Source organism: Syntrophaceae bacterium (assembly GCA_013177795.1).
Lineage (GTDB): Bacteria > Desulfobacterota > Syntrophia > Syntrophales > UBA2192 > UBA2192.
Genome location: JABLXY010000003.1, coordinates 1 through 20,791, shown reverse-complemented (window position 1 = coordinate 20,791; position 20,791 = coordinate 1). Strand labels below are relative to the sequence as shown.

The window sequence follows — 20,791 nt, the reverse complement described above, 5'->3', positions numbered from 1 at the left end:
GCCTACAACCTCCCGCAGAGAAGGACGGCAAGATCGATTTCCGTCGCGCGGTTTTCCGCCGGAACGAAGGGCAGGTTCAGCACGACGGGCCGGCTCACCCCCATGAGGGCGCAGGCCATGGGGGTCTTGCCGATGAAGACGGAGAGCTCGGCCATGAGGAACCCCGCCTCGACGTTGGGCATGAGGTAGATGTCGCCCTGCCCCGTCACGGGGCTGTGCACCCCCTTGCGGGTGGCTGCCCTGCGGCTCACGGCGCAGTCGATGTCCAGCGGCCCCTCGAGGGTGACGTCGCCAAACTGCCCGCGCTCGGCCATCTTCGAGAGGATCGCCGCGTCCATCGTGGAGGGGATGGCGGGGTTGACCTGCTCGATGGCGGAGAGCGCCGCGATCTTCGGCGAGGCAAGCCCCAGCACGCCGGCGAGCTTGATGACGTTTTCCGTGATGGTGATCTTCTCGGCGATCGAGGGGAAGCTGTTCACGTAGGTGTCCGTTGCCATGGTCACCCGGTCCACCCCCGGGGGGTCGAAGACGGAGACCACGCTTGCCACCCGTTCCTTCAGCAGCCCCTTGTCCCGGTCCAGGATCGCCTCGAAGAACCGCTTCGGGCCCATGCCCCCCCGCATGAGGATCTCCGCCGCGTCCTTTTTCACCATGTCGATCGCCAGGGTGAGGGCCTTCGTATCGTCGGGCTCCTCGATGATCTCGATGCGGGCCGCGGGGATCTTCTCCCGGCCGAGCCATGACGCGGCGGCCTTGCCGTCCCCGACGAGAACGGGAAAGACCAGTCCGTCCGCCATGGCGGCCGAGAGGGTGGAGAGGTCCGTCGCGGCCGTGACCGGTGCGACGACGAGCCGCTTTTTGCCCCTTGCCTTTGCCTCCCTGCGGATCTGCTCGAAGCTCGTCATCATGATGCCCCACCTCCCTTGATCTGTTCGGCCACGGTGACCCCGGCGGCGATCTCGCCGAGGATGGAATCGCGGAAGTCCGACCGCGAGGGGATGATGACGGGGCCCCGGGAGCTCATCACGAGGGAGCGCCGACGGACGTTCTTCAGGGCGAAGTCGAGCTTCACGAGGATGTTGCCCGTGGCGAGGTTCGGGACGAGCATGATGTGCGGGAAGTCCGTCCTGCCGATCCGGATGTCGCCCAGGCGGAAATCCGCCTTGCCGGGCGAGAAGATGTCGATGAAGGACGTGGCCTCCATCACCTCGCAGGCGCCCAGCTCGCCCGCGGCGGCCGCCTTCTTGAGGGCCAGGAAGTCCTGGTACGAGGGGATGTCGCCGTTGAGCTCCCGCTTGCCCGAGAGCACGCAGATCTTCGGCTTCGGGTAGCCCAGCAGGTGGAAGAAAAAGACGGCATTGCGGACGATCTCGGCCTTGGCCCGGTAGTCGGGCGTGATGTTCACGCCCGTGTCGGTGAAGCAGGTGAGGTGCTCGAGGCCCTCGATGTCCCACATCGAGATGACGCTGACGACCTTGCCCTTGCCTACCTTCGACTCTTCGCGGATGATGGCGCGGTAGATATAGGCCGTGGGGATCTGGCCCTTTCCGGCGATGTCCACCTCGCCGGAGAAGAGCATGCGGATGCCGAGGTCGGCGATGGTCTGGCGGTTCTTCTCGTAGATCTTCTCCGCCCCGCTGATGTCGTACTGCACCTGGTCGGCCAGCCGCTCCATCTTCTCGCGGTCGCCGATGAGCACCGGCCGGGTGTATCCCATCGAGGCGCTGTCGCGGACGGCCAGCATGAACTCCTCGTCCTCGGGGGCCAGCACCACGAGCCGTTTCGGCCCCTTCTCGGACGCCAGCCTGTCCATGTCGGCAAAGGATCGGATCATCTCAACCTCCTTGAAGCACAGGGTCCAGGGATAGTATCCAGGATATGCCTGTCGCATCCTTTATTGAATGAATCCCCCTGCCCCGATTCCACCCTCCCCTTCGTCCCCTCCCGTCGAGGGAGGGGAAACGAAAGTGAGGTTCTTGGTGTGTTGCCTTTCATCAGCGCAGCACGCTTGCCGAGATGACCATCCGCTGGGCCTCGGAGGTGCCCTCGTAGATCTCGGCGATCTTGGCGTCGCGCATGAGCCGCTCCACCTTTGCACCCTTGATGTAACCGGAGCCGCCGTGGATCTGCACCGCCTTGACGGTGTGGTGCATGGCCCTCTCCGTCGCGAAGAGCTTTGCCATTGCCGCTTCCCGGCCGAAGGGCTGCCCTTGGTCCTTCAGCGAAGCGGCATGCCGGGCCAGGAGCCGCGCGGCGGCCAGATCCGTTGCCATGTCGGCGATCATGAAGGCCACCGCCTGGTGGCGCGCGATGGGGTTTCCGAACTGCACCCTCTCCTTCGCGTACCGGATGGATTCGTCCAGGGCCGCCTGGAGCATGCCGACGGCCTGGGCGGCGATCCCGATGCGGCCGTGGTCGAACCCCGTCATGGCCATGGGGAGTCCCGCGCCCTCTTTCCCCAGCAGGTTCTCCGCGGGAACGCGGCACTGTTTGAAAACGACCTCCGAGGTCTGGGACGAGCGCATCCCCATCTTGTCGAAGTGCCTGCCCGGCACAAGTCCCGGCGTTCCTTTCGGGACGATGAAGGCGCTCATGCCCCTGCGCCCCGCCGATCGGTCGGTCCAGCAGAACAAGATGTACGTGTCGGCGAGAGGACCGTTGGAGACGAAGGTCTTCGTGCCGTCGATCACGTAGGCATCCCCGTCGCGGACGGCGGTCGTCGTGACGGCCATGACGTCGGTGCCGGCCTGGGGCTCCGTCAGCATGAAGGCCCCCATGTGCTCGCCCCTGGCCAGGGGGACGAGGTATCTTTCCTTCTGCCCCGGCGTTGCGTTGAGGGCCAGCGTCGTGCCGATGATGCCGGCGTGGAACGACACGGTGAACCCCGTGGAGGAGCAGGCCCGGGCGACCTCTTCCACGACGAGGGTGTGGGTCACGAAGTCGGCGCCGGCGCCGCCGTACTCGGCGGGCAGGGGAATCCCCATCCAGCCCCCCTGCCCGAGCTTGCGGAACAGCTCGGCCGGGTGGCGGCTGTTCTCGTCAATCTCGGCGGCGATGGGCTCGATGTGCTTCTCGGCAAACTCGCGGATGTTCTTTCGGATGAGTTCCTGTTCCTCGGTCAGCCTGAAATCCATGTGACATTCCCCCTCTCCGACTCCGGAGAGTATTGGTCATTCCGGGCACGACCCGGAATCCAATTCGTCCGTGGATTGCCGCCTGCGCAGCCGTGACGCCTGCGTCGACGGTTTCCGTCGCGTGAGCAGCGCTTATCCCCCCAGACGGCCCCCCGCCGCCCGGATCACCTCGCGCATGTACAGGCCCGTCGCGTGGAGCCCTTCCCGATCGTACTTCACGCCGAGCTTATCCCTCCTGTAGGCAAAGCTCTCGTCCCTCTGCCCCGAGACGACGCCCACACCGTACATGGCCCCCGCGGCATGACAGGAAGGCGCCTGCATCTCGTGGACGAGGAACGCCCCGTGGAGGCTCACCAGCGTCGTTTCCATGCCGAGGTTCCGGCACCAGCCGACGGCCAGGGCCGCACCGACCTTTCCTCTCAGGGCGAGGTGCCCGCATTTGCCGAAGGTGAAGCATCGCGTTCGGTCGATGAGGCAGGCCATCGTGCCGGAGAGCCTGGAAAAGTAAACCGGCGAGGCAAGAATGAGGACGTCGCAGTCGCGGATCTTCGCCAGGATGGGCGAGGCGTCATCCGCAATCGAGCAGAGCCTCTCCGGCGTCTGCTTCGTCATGCACCAGTTGCAGTGCCTGCAGTCGGCGATGGACAGGCCGGCGATTGCAACCGATTCCGCCGTGACCTCGCCGGCTTTCTCGGCCTCCCGCAGGGCATAGTCGAGAAGCCAGGCCGTGTTGCCGTTCCTGATCGGGCTCGAGTGGATTCCCAGGACCTTTATCACGAGGCGCCTGCCTCCGGTTTTCCGCCGCTCGTGCGGGTCGCCCCAGCGTTTCTCCCCGCACGAGCGAACAGCTGCGCGCAGTGACGGCCCGATCAAGAGCAAGGGCGGTGCCAGCGGGCCGGACATTTAAAACCGCATGGAAACCTGGAGGGGCGGTTGCGGCCCCCGACTCGACGCACAAGGCGGAAGTTCTTGGATATCAAAGCCTTGGAACGGGGTCGAGCCGTCGACACCCGGATCTCCGCGGCGATGGCGCACGTTGGAGTGAATGATCGGGGGAACGGGGAATGATGCGTTCGTGTTAAAAAATCTTAACAGCCCGTTCGGCCTGCTTAACACTCTTCTTTCTGGAGGAGGCCCAGCTTCTTCATCTGGTGGTAGAGCCCCACGCGCGACAGGCCGAGAAGCCTCGCGGCCTCCGTGCGGTTGCCCCCGGTTTTCTCGAGAACGGCCGTGATGGTTCTGGCCTGGAAGGCTTCCGTCAGTTTCCGCAGGTTGAAGTCTGCCGGGGTAGGTGCCGGAGCGGCTTGCCCCGGTGAAGACGGCTGAACCATCGCCGGGGGAAGATGCCCGGACAGCAGCCACTCCCCGTCCTCGAGGATCATGACCCGCTCCACGGTGTTGGACAGCTCGCGGACATTGCCCGGCCAGGCGTAGCGCTCCAGGGCAAGGCGCGCCTCGTCGGAGACGCGCTTGGGGGGCTTGTTGAACTCCCGGCTGTAGATCCCGATGAAGTGCTCGACCAGGGGAAGGATGTCCTCCGGCCGGTCCTTCAGGGGCGGCAGGAAGATGTTGATCACGTTGAGGCGCCAGTAGAGATCCTGTCTGAAGGTGCCGTCGTCGAGGGCCTTCCTGAGGTCTCTGTTCGTCGCCGCGATAATGCGGATGTCGGTGACGATCTTCTTCGTCCCCCCGATGCGCCGGAAGCACTTCTCCTCGATCACCTGGAGCATCTTGGCCTGCAGGCCGGGCTGCATCTCGCCGATCTCGTCGAGAAAGAGGGTTCCCCCCTGGGCCACCTCGACGAGCCCCTTCTTGAGCTTCTTCGCGTCAGTAAAAGCGCCGGCCTCGTGGCCGAAGAGTTCGCTCTCCAGCAGGGTGGCGGGGATCGAGGCGCAGTTGATCTCGACGAAGGGCTGGTGGGCCCGCAGGCTGTTGTAGTGCAGGCACTTGGCGATGAGGCTCTTGCCCGTCCCGCTGGCCCCCTCGATGAGGATGGTCGAGGCGTCGCTGTTGGCGGCCCGCGTCGTCATCTCGAGGACCTTCTGCAGGGCCGTGCTGCGGCCGATGATGTTGTGGTAGCCATAGCGCTCCTTGTTGCGGTAGATGGTCTGCTGGATCTCCTGCCGCAGGGAGCGGATCTCCATGGCCATCTTGATGATGGACGCGAGGACCTTGGGCGTCACGGGCTTGCGGATGAAATCGAAGGCCCCGAGCTCGAGGGCCCTCTTCGTGGACTCCACGTCGCCGTAGGCGGTCATCATGAGCACGATGCTGTCGGTCTGGACCTGCCGCAGGCGCTGCAGGATGTCGAGGCCGTTCATGTCGGGCAGCCGCATGTCCAGCAGGATGAGGTCGATGTCCCCGAGCCGCGCGGCCTCCAGGCACTCCCTGCCGTCCTTCGCCAGGCGCACGCGGTACCCCTCGCCGACCAGCGCTTTCTGGAGGGTCTCCCGGATCAGCTCGTTGTCGTCGGTGATCAGGACGGTGTGCATCCATCCCTCCCCTGCACGGCGGGCAGCAGGATGTGCACCCTCGTGCCTCCCGCGAGGCCGTCCTCGACGTGGATCGAGCCCCCGTGGGCCTCGACGATCCGGTGGCAGTTGGAGAGGCCCAGGCCCGTGCCGTCGGGACGCGTCGTGAAGAAGGGGTCGAAGATCCGGTCGCGGATCTCCGGCGGGATCCCCTCCCCCGTGTCCTCGACGGTGACCTGCACGCCGCCGCGGTCCGGCAACGCCGTGCGGACCGTGAGGATGCCCGCCCCCTTCATGGACTGTATGGCGTTCAGGGCGATATTGATGACGGCCTCCCGCATCGCCTTGCAGTCCATCGACACGGGGGGCACCGGGCTCAACTGCAGGCGAAGCTCGATGCGGTTCTTGCGGCACAGGCCGGAGAGGAAATCGGCCACGTCCCCGATCAGCCGGTTGATGTCCGCAGGCTCCGGGTGCATCTCGCGGGGCTGGGCCAGGCTCAGCAGCTCGCCGATGACGGTGTCGATCCGCCCGATCTCCTCCATGGATTTCTCGAGCAGCCGCCGCTGCGGGTGATCGGGCTCCATGCCGTCGCTCACCAGCTCCATCGTCGCGGCGATCCCCATCATGGGGTTGCGGATCTCGTGGGAGATGCCCGCCGCGAGTTGCCCCACCGCCGCGAGCCGGCTCATCCGCTGGATCTGCTCGCCGATCCGCTTCTTCTCCGTCTGGTCCTTGAAAAAGTAGAGGGTCCCCGCTTCCCGGCCGCCGTCGTCCTTCAGCGGCGACACGGTGACCTCCACGGAGTGCTGCCGGCCGTCGAGCCCGACGACGGAAACCTCTTTCGTCCCGCTTGCGGGGTCGCGGAACAGCCCCTCGAAGGCGCGGAAGCCGGCGTGGACGCGCAGGGCTTCCTCGAGCCGGATGGAAAGGATCCCGCCCGGGTCCGTCCCGAGGATGCGCGCCGCCTCGCCGTTGACGGCGGTGATCGTCCCCGTGCGGTCCACCGTGAGAATGCCGCTGGGCGAGCTTTCCAGGATGCTCTTGTTGAGATTGCGCTCCGCCGTGAGCTGCTCGTGGGAGCGGCTGTTCTCGATGATGATGCTCGCCTGGTTGGCGAAGATGGTGAAGGCCTCGATCTCCGACTTCGAGATCGGGGCCCCGTCGCGGGGGCGGTTCACGCCCATGCAGCCGATGATCTTCCCCTTCACGGTGAGCGGTGCGTAGACGATGCTGCCCCGCTTGAGCTTCTCCGTGATGCGGCGGTCGATGGGGGTCGCGCGGGGGTCGCCGTGGGAGTCCTCGAAGTGGACGACCTCACCGCTCTTGACGACCCGCGTCTCGATGCAGTCGTGCCGCTCCAAGTGGAAGGGCTTGCGGTAGGCCCTCTTCTCGTTCTCCTCGCCGAAGCCGCGGACCATGCGGCAGTCGAGGTGCTCCCGGTCCTCGTTGATGAGGAACAGGCAGGAGGCCGTGAAGCCGAGGTCCTTCTCGGCGCTCTCGAGGATGGAGCGCAGGATCTCGTCGAGGCCGACCTGCTGCGTCAGCAGGGTCGAGAGCCGGAAGATGGCGGCGATGGTCCGGTTCTTTGCCTCCAGCTCCTTGCTTTTCGGGCTCATCGCGCCTCCCGCAATGAACACAAAACCCCGCTCCCTTGCGGAAAGCGGGGCTTTGACCGTCGTCGCGCCAGGGGTCTCTCATCCGGGAACGAGACACGTTCCGTGGGGACAAGGGTTGCAGAATTGCCGGTCGCTCTGCGCCTGCGCTGCGCGGGGCCTCACACCTGGGTGGTGAGGAAGATCTGCAGCGACATCTGCTGGATCTGGTCCTGCATCTCCTCGATCTGGTCGATGTGCTTGTCCTCGTCGGCGAGGATCTTCTCGAGGATCTGCCGGGTGGCGAAGTCCTTGACCTCGCCGGCCAGAACGATGGCCTCGTTGTAGGCCTTGACCGCCATCATCTCGAGGCCCCGGTCGCCGGCCAGCTGCTTGGGCACGTCGGCGCCGATCGTCATCTTGTTGAGCTTGCTCACCGTGGGGGTCCCTTCGAGGAAGAGGATGCGCCCGATGAGCGTCTCGGCGTGCTTCATCTCGTCGATGGCGCGCTTCTCGAAGGCCTCGTGGAGCTTCTTGTATCCCCAGGCCTCGGCCATCTCGGAATGGACCATGTACTGGTTGATGGCGGTCAGTTCGTCGGCGAGCAGGGAGTTCAACGTCGCCAGCAGTTTCGGGTCACCTTTCATATCTGTCCTCCTTCACGAAGTGGTTTGAGTGCGTTTGCGGCCCATTATAGACGAAAAATAAAGAAAAGGAACGGATATTGTGCGCTTATGTGCGAATCCCCCGTCCCGCATGCCGTGGCACGATGTTTGCTCAGAAATCGATATCGAATGCCCGGACAGGCGGCCCGCTGCCATGGAAAAGATGAAAATCCTGATCGCCGAAGACAACAGCTTCAGCCGGAAGTTCTACGACACATACATCTCGGACAAGGTCTTCGCCAAGCAGTTTGCCGTCAACGGCTTCGAGGCCCTCGAGATCTACGCGAACTGGAAGCCCGACATCCTCCTGCTCGACCTCATGATGCCCGTCATGAGCGGCCAGGAGGTCCTGCAGAACATCCGTGAGGTCCGGAAGGACCTTGCGACCACCATCATCGTTTCCTCGCTGTCCTCCCACCGGGACGATGTCGCGACCTGCGCCCGCTACGGCGTGCAGGGCTACCTCGTCAAGCCGCTCAACCCCAAGGAGATCAGCCGGACCCTGCTCGATCTCTACGTAAAGGCAAACCCTAGGAAGTCCGGGGATATCGACCGCCTCCTGCAGTCCCTCTGATCACCGCGCCGCCTGCGTGCGACCGGCATCCTTCCGGCCGCGGCTTTCAGCGGGGCCGTTCAGCGCACCCAGTGAATGCTGTCGAACACCTTGTCCGACCAAAGCTTCTGGCCTTTCAGATACTCCTTCCAGCGAAGGTCGATGAAGGCCCCGAGAGGCGATGCATTTTGGAAGTTCGCCGCGGCGAGGTGAGCGCCACGGAAGTTTGTGCCGTGCGCATGCGCGTCCGTGAGGTTCGCGCCGCCCAAGTCAGCCTCGACGAGGTGGGCCTTGTTGAGCATCGCCCCGGCAAGGTTGGCACCCGAGAGGTTCGCCCGGTTGAGCTGCGCAAAGGTCAGGTCGGCACCCGAGAGATCGGCGCCTTGAAACCGGGTCTCGGTCAGGTCGGCCTCGCTGAGGTAGGCCCCGGCAAGCCGGGCCTGTTGAAATACGGCCCGCAAGGCCTTCACCTTTCTCGCGGCAGCCTTCTCGAGTCTCGCGCCGGTAAAGTCCGTCCGGGTCAGATCCGCCCCTTCCAGCCTCGCAGACGCGAGCCGCGCCTGCCGGAGGGTCGCTTCCCTCAAGTCGGCTCCGGCAAAGTCCACACGGGACATCCCCCTGTCGTCCGTGCAATTCACGGCGTCGAGATTCGCGTAGCGCAGGTTCGCCGAGACGAATTTGACCGCAAGGGCCTCGGCGTTTCTGAGGACGGCCCGTTCCAGGTTGGCGCCCGTCAGGTCCGACTCGTTGAGATACGCCCCCTCGAGATCGGCTCTCGAAAGATCGGCGCCCCTCAGATTCGCGCCGGACAGGCGGGCGTTTCGGAGATTGGCCCCGTCAAGCCTGGCGCCTTCCAGATCGGAGCCAATGAGGATTGCGCCGGCGAGCTTTGCCCGCGACAGCGCAGCGCCGCGCAGGTTTGCCTTGTAGAACCTGGCGCCGCCGAGATCGGCGCCGGAGAGATTCGCCCCCCGCAGGTCGGCCCCGTCCAGGGAGACGTTCTTCAGGTCGGCCCCGCAGAGCTGAGCCCCCGCGAGGGCCTTCTCCTGCTTCTTCGCCCGCCCGTAAGCCGCCTCGTCGAAGCAGCTGGCCGCCTGTGCGCGCTCCGCCGGCCCTACCGGCTTGGGCTGCTGACCCCGGCCGGCATCGGGCTTGGGCACGGTGACGGTCGGGGCCGGCTGTGCAGTCCGCGGCCCCGGCGGCTGGGCCACTTGGGCCGTCGAAAAACCTGAACCCGCGACGATGAGAAGTATGCAGAGCAAGAACCCCAGAAGCGAACGAGACATTCCCGAGACACCTCCCAGAAAGAATAGAATTGAGGAAATTTAGCACACACGGAAGACAGTGGGAAACTGTTTTTACCGATGGGTGATGACGCAGGCCGCACACCGAACAAGTTGCGGAAGCCCTCTCACCGGCGGATATAACGCTCCCAGAGGGCCCGGGAGTCGACGGGCTGCATCTGCTCGTTGTACTTGGGGTTCTTCCCCTCGAAGTGGACGTAGTCGTAGGGCTTGCCCTCCCAGTACTCTCCCGTCGTCGTGTTCTTCGTGCCCCAGCTGTCGCTGCGGTAGACGGTTCCCCCCTCCATCGAGGAGATCCAGTCCTGCTGGCCCCGGATGTAGCTGGTCCGCTGGTAGTCGATGTAGTCCATGCTCTTCTGGCGCTCGTCGTAGGCGGCCTGCATCATCTGACGGATCTCCTGCGCATTGCGGGTCACCATGGCCGAGGTCTGCTGCTGCATCTCGCGCAGCCGACGGGCACCCTGGGCGACATAGTCCGCCGCCCAGCGCTCGTTGATCTTGTAGGAGCCGAGCATCTCGGCGAAATGGCCGGCCCAGGAACCGAAGCTCTCCGCCGGGGCCGTCACGGTCAGGTGGCGGAAGCTCCAGTTGGTCCCGAGACGCGAACCGAAGGAGATGCCGAAGGTGTATCCCCGGGTCGCCCGCCCCTCCCTGCTCGTGAAGCTGTAGATGAGCTCCTCGACGGTGACGGGGCCTGCCGTGAAGACCTGCCCCATCTGCCGCGCCACATCGGCGCGCGGGATGACCTTCTCGTAGCGCAGGTTCGAGGCAAGCCCGTAGCGGGCCGTGATGAACTGCCAGGCCTGGTTCGGGGCGAGGTAGGGCGAGACGAGGATGCTCGGGTGATTGACCCGCATCTGTGGCGTCACCATCTCGACGTTTCCCGAGATGAACGAGTAGCCGGCGGGGTCCCCGGCCACGAAAAGCCCCCTGCCGCTGTCCTGGCACTGCCATCCCCTGGGGAGCAGGAACGACGCTGAGCCGTCCCTCAGGCGGTAGGTCGCAAGCTGGACCTTTACGGGCGCTGCCGCCGCCGAAACCGGCGCGACGGCGCCCTTCATGACACGGATGTTGGAGAGAACGGTGAGCAGCGTGGGCCGCATTGCAGCGAGCTGTCCCGCCGGGGCCTCGATGCGGGCGCAGGTCGCCTCCGCGCCCCGCAGGGACACCCACGAGCGGAACTCGGTTTTTCCCTTCTTCGGGGGCGAGTAGGTGCCGTCGAAGACAAGCGTCGAGCCGTCCCGGGAGGCAAAGGCGCTCCGGATCTCGAGATCGCCGGCTGCGCGGCCGAGCTTTGCCGCTTCACGCTTCGCCAGGACCAGGGCGCTCTCGCCCTGCGGGGCCGAACCGATGGAGAAAAACACGGAGGACCGCCCCGAGGGGTCCGACGAGTTGACCACGAGGGACTGCCCCTCGGCGGATTCCTTCACCTTCCACCCTTTCGGCACATAGAGGACGAAGGAGGCCTTCTCCGTGACGATCTTCTGCATCCCGGGGCCCGGCGCTGCGGCCCGTGCGCCCTTGCTTGTCTGGGCAATGCCGGTGCCCGGTGTGAGCGCAGCCGCGATGAGGAGGGTAAAGAAAATTCCCGGCGTGCGGAATGCCTTTGTTTGAGTGTGCATGGCCTGCCCCCTTTCGGCATCATCTCGGCGGACTATACCAATTCAGCACATTTCACGTAACCGGACGTAAGAAAAGCACATTGCTGCAGCTGTGCCATTACGGGACGGCAACGGCCCCCTCGCAGGAGGGGCCTCATCGGCAAAGGGCAATCGACAACTGCTTGGAATAACGGCGTATTTGACTTTATCGCCCCCGCGGCACAACCGATGCTCATCCGGGTAGGCAACAAGGAACGAGATCAATGCGGAAAGAAGCAATAATCAAAAAAGTGAGGGCCGACCGATGAAGATGTTCAAGATATTTTTCGTGCTGTTCTGTCTCCTTGCCTACATGTGGGTTTTCTCCCTGCCGGCGAAGGGGCAGGATTTAGAGCCGCGGAACGTTTCGTTTTCGACCGGCGCCACGAACACGTCTCTGCCGTTCAAGGCCATGGTCGAAAGAAACAGCCCCGTCTATGCAGACAAGCAGATGACCGCGAAGATCGCCGAAGTGAAGGCGGGCCAGCAGGTGACGGTCCTGGAGATCGGCGGCCCTGCACACGACGGCCGACCCTTCATCCTCCTGGTCGCCTACACCGACCGAAACGGGGTGGAGCGCGCGGGCTGGTTCTACGGAACCCTGCACGTCCATCTTCCCCGCTGAACTTTCGGGGGGCCCGGGGCCGGCTTTCCCCGGCACTGCCCGCCCGCCTCGGGCCCCCGCCTCCTCCTGCCGGAGATGCCGCGGCCGAAGCCGGCATCCCGCGACAGCCGATGTTTTTTCCTATCGAATGCGACGTTTCGTGTCAAGGGTCGCGGAGCTGCCCGACCGGCCGCATCACCGCGCAAGAAGGGACGGCAGCACGGTGATGAACCACGGGAACACGGTCAGGACGACAAGCGTCGCCAACAGGGCCCAGAGGTAGGGCAGGCATGCCTTCATCACACGCTCGATGGGCACCTTGGAGATGGCACTCGCCACGAAGAGATCGAGGCCCACGGGCGGGGTGATGCAGCCGATCGCCAGGTTGACCACCATGAGCACGCCGAAGAACAGGGGATCGATGCCCAGCGTTCGCGCCACGGGCAGGAAGATCGGCGTCAGGATCACGACCGCCGCCGAGGCGTTGACCATGGTGCCGGCGATGAGCAGCAGGATGTTCATCGCCATCAGGAACAGCAGCGGCGAGGTCGTCACGGAGACGACGAACTTCGCCACCTGATGCGGGATCTGCAGGTTGGTGATGAGCCAGCCGAAGACCGTGGCGGCCCCCACCAGGAACATGATGACCGTGGTGCCGATCACGGCCTGGAAGATGATCTGGGGGAAGTCCCTGAGCTTCAGCTCCCTGTACACGAACAGCCCGACGACGATGCCGTAGACCGCGGCGACGGCCGCCGCCTCCGTGGGGGTGAAGATGCCGCCATAGATGCCCCCGATGATGATGACCGGCGTCATCAGGGCGAAGAAGGAGTCCTTGAACGATTTCAGAACGGCGGCGAAGGAGAACGTGCCCTCCCCCGCGAGGCCCCGTTTCCGGGCGTAGTACCAGCTCACGGCCATCATGGAGAGCCCCATCATGATGCCCGGGATGAAGCCGCCGACGAACAGGTCCCCGATGGAGGTGTCGGCGATGGCGCCGTAGACCACCATGGTGATCGAAGGCGGGATGACGATGCCCACGGTGCCGCTGGAGGCCACGATGCCCGTGGCCCAGTCACGGTCGTAGCCCTTCTTCTCCAACTCGCCGATCATGGTGCTGCCCAGGGCCGCCGTCGTGGCGGCCGAGGAGCCCGAGATGGCTGCAAAGAACATCCCGGCCACGGACACGGTCTGCGCGAGGCCCCCCGTGAAGGCGCCGACGAGGGCCTGGGAGAAGCCGACCAGGCGCGAGGTCACGCCGCCCGCCGACATGAAGGCGCCCGCCAGCATGAAGAAGGGCACAGCCATGAACGAGAAGGAGTCGATGCCCGAGAACATCATCTGGGAAACCATGACAAGCGGCCGGTCCATGAAAAAGAACAGCAGGGCCGCGGCCGACAGGCACAGGGAGAAGGCCACGGGCACGCCCAGCGCGGTGAGAAGCAGGAAGAGACCGATCAGGACGTATTCCATGCCGGTCACCTCCCCCCGCCCTTCGGGGACGACCACTCCCGCACGATGCGCACCGTGTCCTTCACGAGGTAGAGCAGCATGAGAACGCTGCTCAGCGGGATCACTGCGTAGACCCAGCTCATGGGGATCTCCATGCCCGGCGACATCTGGAAGGTCATGACCCGGGTCATCTTGGCCCCCTGCGTCAGCAGGATCAGGATGAACACGTAGCCGCAGAGGTTGATGACGATCTCCAGGAGCCGGCCCGTCGCCGTGCCCTTGAAGTGGTTGGGCACGAACTGCACGGCCAGGTGGCCCGACTCGCCCATGATGAGGGCCGAGCCGATGAACACGACCCAGACGAAGAGGTAGCGCGCCAGCTCCTCGGACCACTCGGGGGTCCAGTTGAAGACGTAGCGCGAGACGACCTGCGCGAAGATGACGACGAGCATGACCGACATGGCCGCGACCGAGAACCAGTACAGGACCGACCGCAGCCCCGAGAACAGCTTATCCAGCATGGCGGGCACCCCTCGCGGGGAGGCCCGGGCCGGGACCCGGGCCTCCCGCGTACCGATTGTCCGTTACTTCTCCAGGGCCCGGACCCTGTCGATGTTGGCCTGCCCGACGGTCGGGGCGAGCTTCTTGTAGACGTCCTTGGTGGCCTCGATGAAGAGCTTGCGGTCCACCGTCGTGACCTTCATCTTGCCCGTGGCCTTGATCTTCTTCCAGAACTCGTCGTCCTCCTTTTCGGCCAGCTTGCGCTGCCAGGCGATGGCCTCGTTGGCCGCCTGCTGGATGATGGCCTGCTGCTGGGGCGTGAGCTTCCTCCAGGTGATCATGGAGATGAGCATGGGTTCCGGCGCGTAGGCATGCCCCGTCAGGGAGGCGTACTTCTGGACCTCGAAGAAGCGCTTCGTGTAGATGTGGGCGCTGGGGTTCTCCTGCCCGTCGATGGTCCCCTGCTGCAGGGCGGAGTAGAGCTCGGAGAACGCCATCGGGGTGGGGGAGGCGCCCAGGGCCTTCATCATCTCGATGTAGACCTTGTTGTTCATGACGCGCATCTTGAGGCCCTTCATGTCGGCGGGGGTCTTGATCTCGCGCACGTTGTTGGTCATGTGGCGGATGCCGTTTTCCATGTAGCCGAGCATCTTGAGGCCCTTGGGCTCGAGCGCCTTGGCGAGGTCCATGCCCACCGTGTCGAGCGCGGCGAAGGCGTGCTTGCGGTCCTTGAACAGGAACGGCATGTCGAAGAGGGCCATCTGCGGCTGGAAGGTGCCCAGTTCGGCCGTGCTCGTCAGCGTCATGTCCAGGGTGCCGTAGATGCAGCCCTCGATGAGCTCCTTCTGCGCCCCGAGCTGGGAGGAGGGGAACACCTTGACCTCGATCTCCCCGTTGGACTTCTGGGCCACGAGCTTCGCGAAGTAGTCGGCACCCTGGCCGTAGGGGTTGGAGGGCTCGGCGATGTGGCCGAGCTTCAGCACGACCTTGGCCGCCGGGGCAGGGGTTGAAAGGGCAAACACAAGCAGCAGGATGCAGAACAGGCTGAATACTCTTTTCATCGTGATCTTCTCCTTCGCGGAAATGGGGGTTGGACCTGCCGGGGCCGGCGTTGTCCCTCCGGCTCCCGGAAACCAGAAATGGCCTTATCACAACCGCCCGCCGATTGCCAACGGCCTTTGCGCGGATGCGCCGCTGCCCTCCGGGCGGCGGCTCATGCAGGCGGGCGGGCCATGAAGCTCACGCGGAACGGCAGGCGGGCAAAGTCACGCGTCTCCGTCTCGAGAAAGCCCAATCGCCGGTACCATTCCTTCAATTCGGCCTGGTCCTCGATGATGCCGATGCGGACGGTGTCACATCCCCGCTGCCGTGCCTCCGTGAGCACGTGGTTGACCAGGGCCCTGCCGAAGCCGCGCCCCCTGGAGCCCGGGAGCACCGCCAGGCGCTCCAGGTTGCACAGGCCCGGCCTCACCCGCTCGAGGGCGACGCTGCCTGCAACGCTCCCCCCGCTCTCGAGGGCATAGTACGTGACCCCCCGCTCCATGTCCTTCTCGACCCAGTCGGCCCGGCAGTTGGAGGGGTGCCGGGGGCAGTTCTGCTCGGTCAGGCCGAAGCGAACGGCCACGTCCCGGAAGGCCGCACGGATCGTCTCCGCAAGAACTGCCGTGTCGTTTTGCGTGCAGGTGCGGATTCGATACGCCATGGGGTCTGCTCAGTCTACGATGAACAGCTTCGCGCCCTTGACGGTGAAGGATCGGTGCGGCTCGGCGTTGTCGGCCACCTGGTAGCTCATGCCGGGTCTGAGGGTGAACGTGCGGCCGTCGGCCAGCTCCGTGTGCAGCTCCCCCTCGATGCAAAGAAGGATGTGTCCCTTGCGGCACCAGTGATCGGCGCGGTAGCCCGGCGAGTACTCGACGAGACGCACGCGGATATCCCCGAAGGTCCGGGTGCGCCATGCGGCGACCCCCGTCTCGCCCCTGTGCTCCGTGACCTCCACCGACGACCAGTCCGTTGTCCCGAAGGGGATGCCCGTCATCTTCATGCCGTGTCTCCGCGGAAGCCCGCTTTGCCGCCCCGGAACCGGTTCGTGGCCCGGCAGCCGGTCAGTCGATCGGCTTCGGGTACCCGGTCTGTACGGACCACTGCTGGAGCTGAATGAAAAGCTCCTCGCCTTTCGCGCAGATCTTGCCGCCCGCTGACAACGTCACGCTGACCCTGACTTTCCGGTCCCGGATTTCCATGACCCTTGCCCTCAATTCCAAGGGTTCCCCGATCGGCGTCGGCCTCAGGTAGTCCACTTTCAGCGATGCCGCGACAAAGCGCGCAATCGGCTTGTCCCCCAGGGACAACCCCTCGGCGCTCAACTTCGCCGCCGACGCCGTCGCGGCGCCGTGGCAGTCGATGAGCGAGGCGATCAGGCCCCCGTAGGCAAACCCGGGAACCCCTCCCGAATGCATGGGCTTGGGTGTATAGCGGCAGACCGCCTCCTCGCCGTCCCAGTAGCTCTTGATCTGCAGCCCCTCCGGATTGAGCCGCCCGCAGCCGAAACAGTGTGCGAACTCATCGGGGTAGTAGTCCTGTATGGCCTTGTCCGGCATCGTCCGCTCCTCCTTCGGGGCCGGCCCGGTTCCGATCTCTTCCCGACCCACCCTCTCAGCTACCCGCCTGCAGGGTCACGGACACCTCCCGCGTGGCCCCTTCCCGGACCACAGTCAGCCGGACCGTGTCGCCCACCTTGAAATCATCCAGGCGGGCGTAGAGCTTGCCGACGTTCTCGACGGCCTTGCCCTCTACGGCGGTGATGATGTCACCCGGCACGATGCCGCCATCGGCCGTGCGGCGGACGCCCTGCAGGCCGGCTTTCTCGGCGGCCGAGCCGGGGGCGACCCTCAGCACCACCACACCCGCCACGCCGAGTTGGGCCCTGACGACGCGATTGATTCCTTCGTCGACCTCGATGCCCAGGGCAGGCCGGATGTACTTCCCCTTGGCGATCAGCTGGGGCACGACGCGGTTGACCGTGTCCACGGGCACGGCGAAGCCGATGCCGGCGCTTGCGCCCGAGGGGCTGTAGATGGCCGTGTTGATGCCGATCAGGCGCCCCGCGGAATCCAGCAGGGGCCCGCCGGAGTTGCCCGGGTTGATGGCGGCGTCCGTCTGGATGAGGTGCTCGATGGTGACGCCGTTCTCCGCCGCAAGCGACCGGTCGAGGGCCGACACGATGCCCGTCGTGAGCGTCCAGTCGAGCCCGAAGGGGTTGCCGATCGCAAAGACCTTCTGACCGACTTTCAGGTCGTGGCTCGTCCCCAGGGGGACCGGCGCGGGCGCCTTGAAACCAACCCCGATGAGCAGCACGGCCAGGTCGTGGGAGCGGCTCGCCCCGACGAGTGCCGCCTTGTAGTCGCGGCCGTCGGCCAGCCGGACGCGGGCCTCCGAGGCGCCCGCGATGACGTGGTAATTCGTGACGATGTGCCCCTTGTCGTCCCAGACGAACCCCGACCCCGTGCCTCGGGGGACGGTGAAGATGTTGCGGGTCCAGAAATCCTGGACCTGCTGGCTCGTCGTGATGAAGACGACGGACTCCCTGGCCTTCTCGAAGAGCTCGATTGTGGCCTTCTCGTCGGCGGCCAGGTCCCCCCGGGCGGCCACGGTGCGCGGGGCGGCCGCCTTTTCGGACTGGAAAAGCCGGCCGAGCCAGGGCACTTCCCGCCACAGGTAAAAAACCGCCGCCACGATGAGGGCAAGCCAGAAAAGCCGGACAAGGAGGGAAGAGCGTCTCGTGCTCATGGTCAGATATCCCCTTTCAAAGTCTATACGCGACCTTTCGATCCCCAGCGCCAGAAGAAATGATGCGTGATTGCGGCTCGGTACGAAGTCCGTCGAGGCTTCGCAAATCCCGCGAACACCCTCGTCGCGCTCAAGCCGTCTTTTTGTATTGCTCCGTGTAGACGTCGATGAGCCTGCGGATCATCTTCTGGTAGGACGTACGGTGCTTCTTCGCCTCCTGCTTGAAAAAATCGACGCTCGCCTTGCTCAACGAGATCGTGATCTTCACGTTGCTTTCCTTCAACACGAGCTTCTCCGGCGGCGGCAGGAAGTCCCTGACGACTTTCACCTTGCCCATGGGCTCATCGGTGTATCTTATTTTCTTTTTCATAGATCCTTTTCCCCTTTCTCCAATACCCCGCGCCGATGATCCGGATAACGCCGCCCCTGTATGTAAATCGAACCGTCATGATGCCTTCGTTGACCCTGCCTATACAGTAGAAGCGGTCTTCGTCCCTGCTGTGGCTGACGTCCTCCACGATGACACGAAGCGGGTCGCGAAAAGCTTGCTGGGCCAGAGAGAAGGATACGCCGTGCTTACATTGATTCTCTTCATCCTTTTTCTCATCCCAATCAAAAGTCGGCTTTTCCATGGAAAGTGACTATCAGACGTGTAACCTCTATGCAATATTTATATATGGCTTTAGATGTTTACTCTGAGATGGGTATGTACGACAAGCAAGTCAAGGAGCCTTTTTTATCATTCGCTTATTCTCGCATGTCGATCTGCGGCGCATTCCCTTACCCGCATAACGCTGTCACTCCTCGACGAAATAGTCAGAATCAATCCTTTTGATCTCCAAATTCGATATCACGGCTGTTCCAATTCCGAAATCGATCATCAAATTCGCGAGGCGATTCCCGTCGATCAATATGACCTTGGGATCAATGGTCTCAACATATCGAATGGCATCTTCGGAAAATTTTCCTGTAGTAAGAAATACCCCTTTCTTCGCCCGTTTGCCATGCAGTGCCCCAACGAATTTCTGGATTTCGGGTCGGCCAACGGTACCCTCCCATTTTTTTGCCTGGAGATAGATGACATCGAGCCCCAGGCGATCTTCCTTGATAATTCCGTCGACGCCTTCATCGCCGCTGTGCCCTATGGATTGACCTGCATCACTGCGGGAGCCGCCATAGCCCATAGCGACCATGAGGTCGACAACGAGCTTTTCAAAAAACTGCGGCGAGTTGCTCTTCACTTTCTCCAGGATTTCACCTGCCAGATCATTTCTTATGCTTTGATAGGCTTTGTGGAGCGTCTCCTCTGGAGTTTCGACCGGGGATTCAGTGCCCGGCGAGGTACCATTCCCCGACTTTTCTGTTTTCGCTGTATGAAATTCGACAAACTCAGGGTATTGATTCAGAACTTTCACATCAATTTTTTCATGACCCTTCTTGAAGAGTTCACGCCCACGCTCCGTGATTCGAAAATAACCTCTCTTGGACGATTCCAAAACTTTCGCTTGGACGAAGTACGTCTTTGCCCAAGCAACTCTGTTGTCGAATTTTTTCTGAGTACCACTGGGCAAAAGTTCTTTAAGATCCTCTTCGGAAAGATTCATTTTCTGGGCAATGAGTTCTCTTGCTGTTTTCAAAGAGTGTTCATTCCCGTCTGCCGCAATTTCCAGCAGAGGCTTGAAAAAGGACTGGAAATCCGGAACCGCCATATCATCTCCTTTTTCAGGATGGCCCGGCTTATTGCCGCCCCGTCAATCTTTCTTCGACACCTTCACCATGATGCTCTTGCAGCACTCCGCATTCTTGATCAAAAACGCGTCCGGTTTTTCCTGGATCTGGTACTGGCCGTTGGCCTCGATGATCAAATCGTCCTTGGTGAGACCTTCCGTCTTGTTCACGATCATGAAGCGCCCGATGGGGATTCCGCCCTCTTTTAAAACAGCCATTTCGCCCTCCTCGTAGATTGATGTCGTTCAATGCTTCCAATAAAAGCCCTGTAAAGAGTTACGAGCAACAAACCGCAATCAGCATCGTTCTGTGAGGAAGAAGATTGTTCCCCCCTCACCCGTTCCCTCTCCCGCGAGGGGAAAGGGAATGAAAATGCATAACGCGGATTGCCATGCCTCGCGAGTATCGACCGGCAATGACGGACCCTTTTAAAATCACCCTCTGTCCCCCTTTTCCAAAGGGGGAGCGAATCCCGGTCATCTTTCCTTCATCTTGCTCATCATAGCAGGATGAGTCCCGTCCACGTCACCTTTTCCTGCACGGGGAAGCGCAGCAGGGGAAGGCCGGCGTTCTCGAGCGTGCCGATGACGTCGATGCCCATGGCTTCCATGGAGGGCCTCGCCCGGAAGGGGTGCCTGCAGTGGCCCTCGGGCTCCAGGGCGATGCAGGTCTCGCAGAGACGGCAGCACCCGCCGATGAGCCCCGCGGCGAACCGGAACCCCGCCTCGAAGCACAGCCTCTCGCCCAGGTTGATCAGTTCGTGCAGCACCCGCGCGGGGTCGAAGACCTCCTTGGCTCTCCCCTTTGCTTTCCTGTGCAGGGGGACGCTCAGCTGAACGAGCAGCGCCCTGTCATAGCGGGCGAGGGCATCCCGGAAGTCCATGACGGACGGAAGGTAGGGCGGGCACATGAGATTCTTGCCGTAGGAGTCGCAGATGGGGACCTGGCACTTGAGGCGAACGCGCTCATCGACGATCACGTCGGAGGCCTTGATGACCCGGACCTCGGAGGCGCCTTTCTTCTTGAGGGTGTCAATGACCCTGTTGAGGCCTTGCGCCGGCTTCTTTGCGGGTTGTTTCGGTGGCTGCTTCAAACGGAGACCCCCTTTGTACAGGATCGAGGAACAAGGCACGAGGTCCGTGGGGGAAAAACGGGATTGCCGCGCTTCGCACGCAATGACCGAACGGAGAAAATCTCCCCGTGTTCCCCCTCACCCTGCCCTCTCCCGCCAGAGGCTGTGTCGCAATAGGGAGTAGGGGCTGAGTTCTTTGACAAAAAAATATCCGTAACGCACCTCGAAGGATCGCCAACCCCGGCCCGGTGTGCTAGAGTGCTCCGCGAAAGGAGATGCGCTCATG

Annotated in this window: 23 protein-coding genes; 2 read left to right on the top strand and 21 right to left on the bottom strand. The window is 63.4% G+C overall.

From position 1 onward, the window contains the following. Positions 1–2: 2 nt before the first annotated feature. From HPY67_09990 to bfr, 7 genes are all read right to left on the bottom strand, one after another. Positions 3–908: a phosphate butyryltransferase gene (locus HPY67_09990; GenBank protein NPV05047.1), complete on the bottom strand. Its 906-nt coding sequence runs from the start codon at positions 906–908 to the stop codon at positions 3–5. Further along, positions 905–1,834 (bottom strand): phosphate butyryltransferase, encoded by a 930-nt coding sequence (locus HPY67_09985; GenBank protein ID NPV05046.1) that lies wholly within the window; start codon positions 1,832–1,834, stop codon positions 905–907. Before HPY67_09985 ends, HPY67_09990 begins: the two co-directional genes overlap by 4 nt. Before the next feature lie 160 nt (positions 1,835–1,994). Then, positions 1,995–3,134, bottom strand: a complete 1,140-nt coding sequence (locus HPY67_09980; protein ID NPV05045.1) for an acyl-CoA dehydrogenase — start codon at positions 3,132–3,134, stop codon at positions 1,995–1,997. A gap of 132 nt (positions 3,135–3,266) precedes the next feature. Beyond that, a complete protein-coding gene (locus tag HPY67_09975; protein NPV05044.1) occupies positions 3,267–3,911 on the bottom strand; it encodes a flavodoxin family protein in 645 nt (214 codons plus the stop codon). A gap of 332 nt (positions 3,912–4,243) precedes the next feature. Beyond that, positions 4,244–5,626 carry a sigma-54-dependent Fis family transcriptional regulator gene (locus HPY67_09970; protein ID NPV05043.1) on the bottom strand — a complete coding sequence of 461 codons (1,383 nt, stop codon included), beginning with the start codon at positions 5,624–5,626 and terminating at the stop codon, positions 4,244–4,246. Next, entirely contained in the window at positions 5,611–7,224 is a 1,614-nt protein-coding gene (locus HPY67_09965) for a GAF domain-containing protein (protein ID NPV05042.1), read from the bottom strand. Before HPY67_09965 ends, HPY67_09970 begins: the two co-directional genes overlap by 16 nt. A gap of 158 nt (positions 7,225–7,382) precedes the next feature. Further along, positions 7,383–7,847: a bacterioferritin gene (gene bfr, locus HPY67_09960; protein NPV05041.1), complete on the bottom strand. Its 465-nt coding sequence runs from the start codon at positions 7,845–7,847 to the stop codon at positions 7,383–7,385. 172 nt (positions 7,848–8,019) lie between these two features. Here bfr and HPY67_09955 point away from each other — a divergent pair, with 172 nt between their 5' ends. Next, positions 8,020–8,439, top strand: coding sequence for a response regulator (locus HPY67_09955; GenBank protein ID NPV05040.1), 420 nt, complete (start codon positions 8,020–8,022; stop codon positions 8,437–8,439). Positions 8,440–8,498: 59 nt separating this feature from the next. On the opposite strand, the gene HPY67_09950 is transcribed toward HPY67_09955, so the two are convergent. Together HPY67_09950 and HPY67_09945 are read right to left on the bottom strand one after the other, a co-directional pair. Further along, on the bottom strand, positions 8,499–9,704 hold the full coding sequence (locus HPY67_09950; protein NPV05039.1) for a low-complexity protein: 1,206 nt from the start codon (positions 9,702–9,704) through the stop codon (positions 8,499–8,501). Positions 9,705–9,829: 125 nt separating this feature from the next. Further along, complete coding sequence (locus tag HPY67_09945; GenBank protein ID NPV05038.1) at positions 9,830–11,344, bottom strand: hypothetical protein; 1,515 nt, start codon at positions 11,342–11,344, stop codon at positions 9,830–9,832. A 289-nt stretch (positions 11,345–11,633) separates the two neighbouring features. Here HPY67_09945 and HPY67_09940 point away from each other — a divergent pair, with 289 nt between their 5' ends. Continuing rightward, on the top strand, positions 11,634–11,987 hold the full coding sequence (locus HPY67_09940; protein ID NPV05037.1) for a hypothetical protein: 354 nt from the start codon (positions 11,634–11,636) through the stop codon (positions 11,985–11,987). A 174-nt stretch (positions 11,988–12,161) separates the two neighbouring features. Here the strand turns inward: HPY67_09940 and HPY67_09935 are convergent, their stop codons facing one another. The 12 genes from HPY67_09935 to HPY67_09880 all read right to left on the bottom strand — a co-directional run bounded on the left by HPY67_09935 (position 12,162) and on the right by HPY67_09880 (position 20,526). Continuing rightward, complete coding sequence (locus HPY67_09935) at positions 12,162–13,439, bottom strand: TRAP transporter large permease (GenBank protein ID NPV05036.1); 1,278 nt, start codon at positions 13,437–13,439, stop codon at positions 12,162–12,164. A 5-nt stretch (positions 13,440–13,444) separates the two neighbouring features. Then, on the bottom strand, positions 13,445–13,936 hold the full coding sequence (locus tag HPY67_09930) for a TRAP transporter small permease (GenBank protein NPV05035.1): 492 nt from the start codon (positions 13,934–13,936) through the stop codon (positions 13,445–13,447). 66 nt (positions 13,937–14,002) lie between these two features. Continuing rightward, positions 14,003–14,980, bottom strand: a complete 978-nt coding sequence (locus HPY67_09925) for a DctP family TRAP transporter solute-binding subunit (protein NPV05034.1) — start codon at positions 14,978–14,980, stop codon at positions 14,003–14,005. A gap of 152 nt (positions 14,981–15,132) precedes the next feature. Then, on the bottom strand, positions 15,133–15,621 hold the full coding sequence (locus tag HPY67_09920) for a GNAT family N-acetyltransferase (protein ID NPV05033.1): 489 nt from the start codon (positions 15,619–15,621) through the stop codon (positions 15,133–15,135). 9 nt (positions 15,622–15,630) lie between these two features. After that, on the bottom strand, positions 15,631–15,960 hold the full coding sequence (locus HPY67_09915; protein NPV05032.1) for a DHCW motif cupin fold protein: 330 nt from the start codon (positions 15,958–15,960) through the stop codon (positions 15,631–15,633). 61 nt (positions 15,961–16,021) lie between these two features. Then, positions 16,022–16,516 (bottom strand): PaaI family thioesterase, encoded by a 495-nt coding sequence (locus tag HPY67_09910; GenBank protein NPV05031.1) that lies wholly within the window; start codon positions 16,514–16,516, stop codon positions 16,022–16,024. A 55-nt stretch (positions 16,517–16,571) separates the two neighbouring features. After that, positions 16,572–17,705 carry a PDZ domain-containing protein gene (locus HPY67_09905; protein NPV05030.1) on the bottom strand — a complete coding sequence of 378 codons (1,134 nt, stop codon included), beginning with the start codon at positions 17,703–17,705 and terminating at the stop codon, positions 16,572–16,574. Between the two features lie 130 nt (positions 17,706–17,835). Then, on the bottom strand, positions 17,836–18,075 hold the full coding sequence (locus HPY67_09900) for a CopG family transcriptional regulator (GenBank protein NPV05029.1): 240 nt from the start codon (positions 18,073–18,075) through the stop codon (positions 17,836–17,838). Next, positions 18,047–18,337, bottom strand: coding sequence for a BrnT family toxin (locus HPY67_09895; GenBank protein ID NPV05028.1), 291 nt, complete (start codon positions 18,335–18,337; stop codon positions 18,047–18,049). The genes HPY67_09900 and HPY67_09895 overlap by 29 nt, the downstream gene beginning before the upstream one ends. 165 nt (positions 18,338–18,502) lie before the next feature. Further along, entirely contained in the window at positions 18,503–19,414 is a 912-nt protein-coding gene (locus tag HPY67_09890; protein NPV05027.1) for a restriction endonuclease, read from the bottom strand. A gap of 42 nt (positions 19,415–19,456) precedes the next feature. After that, positions 19,457–19,651, bottom strand: a complete 195-nt coding sequence (locus tag HPY67_09885; GenBank protein NPV05026.1) for a hypothetical protein — start codon at positions 19,649–19,651, stop codon at positions 19,457–19,459. A 281-nt stretch (positions 19,652–19,932) separates the two neighbouring features. Further along, positions 19,933–20,526: a DUF2284 domain-containing protein gene (locus tag HPY67_09880; protein NPV05025.1), complete on the bottom strand. Its 594-nt coding sequence runs from the start codon at positions 20,524–20,526 to the stop codon at positions 19,933–19,935. Between the last annotated feature and the right edge of the window lie 265 nt (positions 20,527–20,791).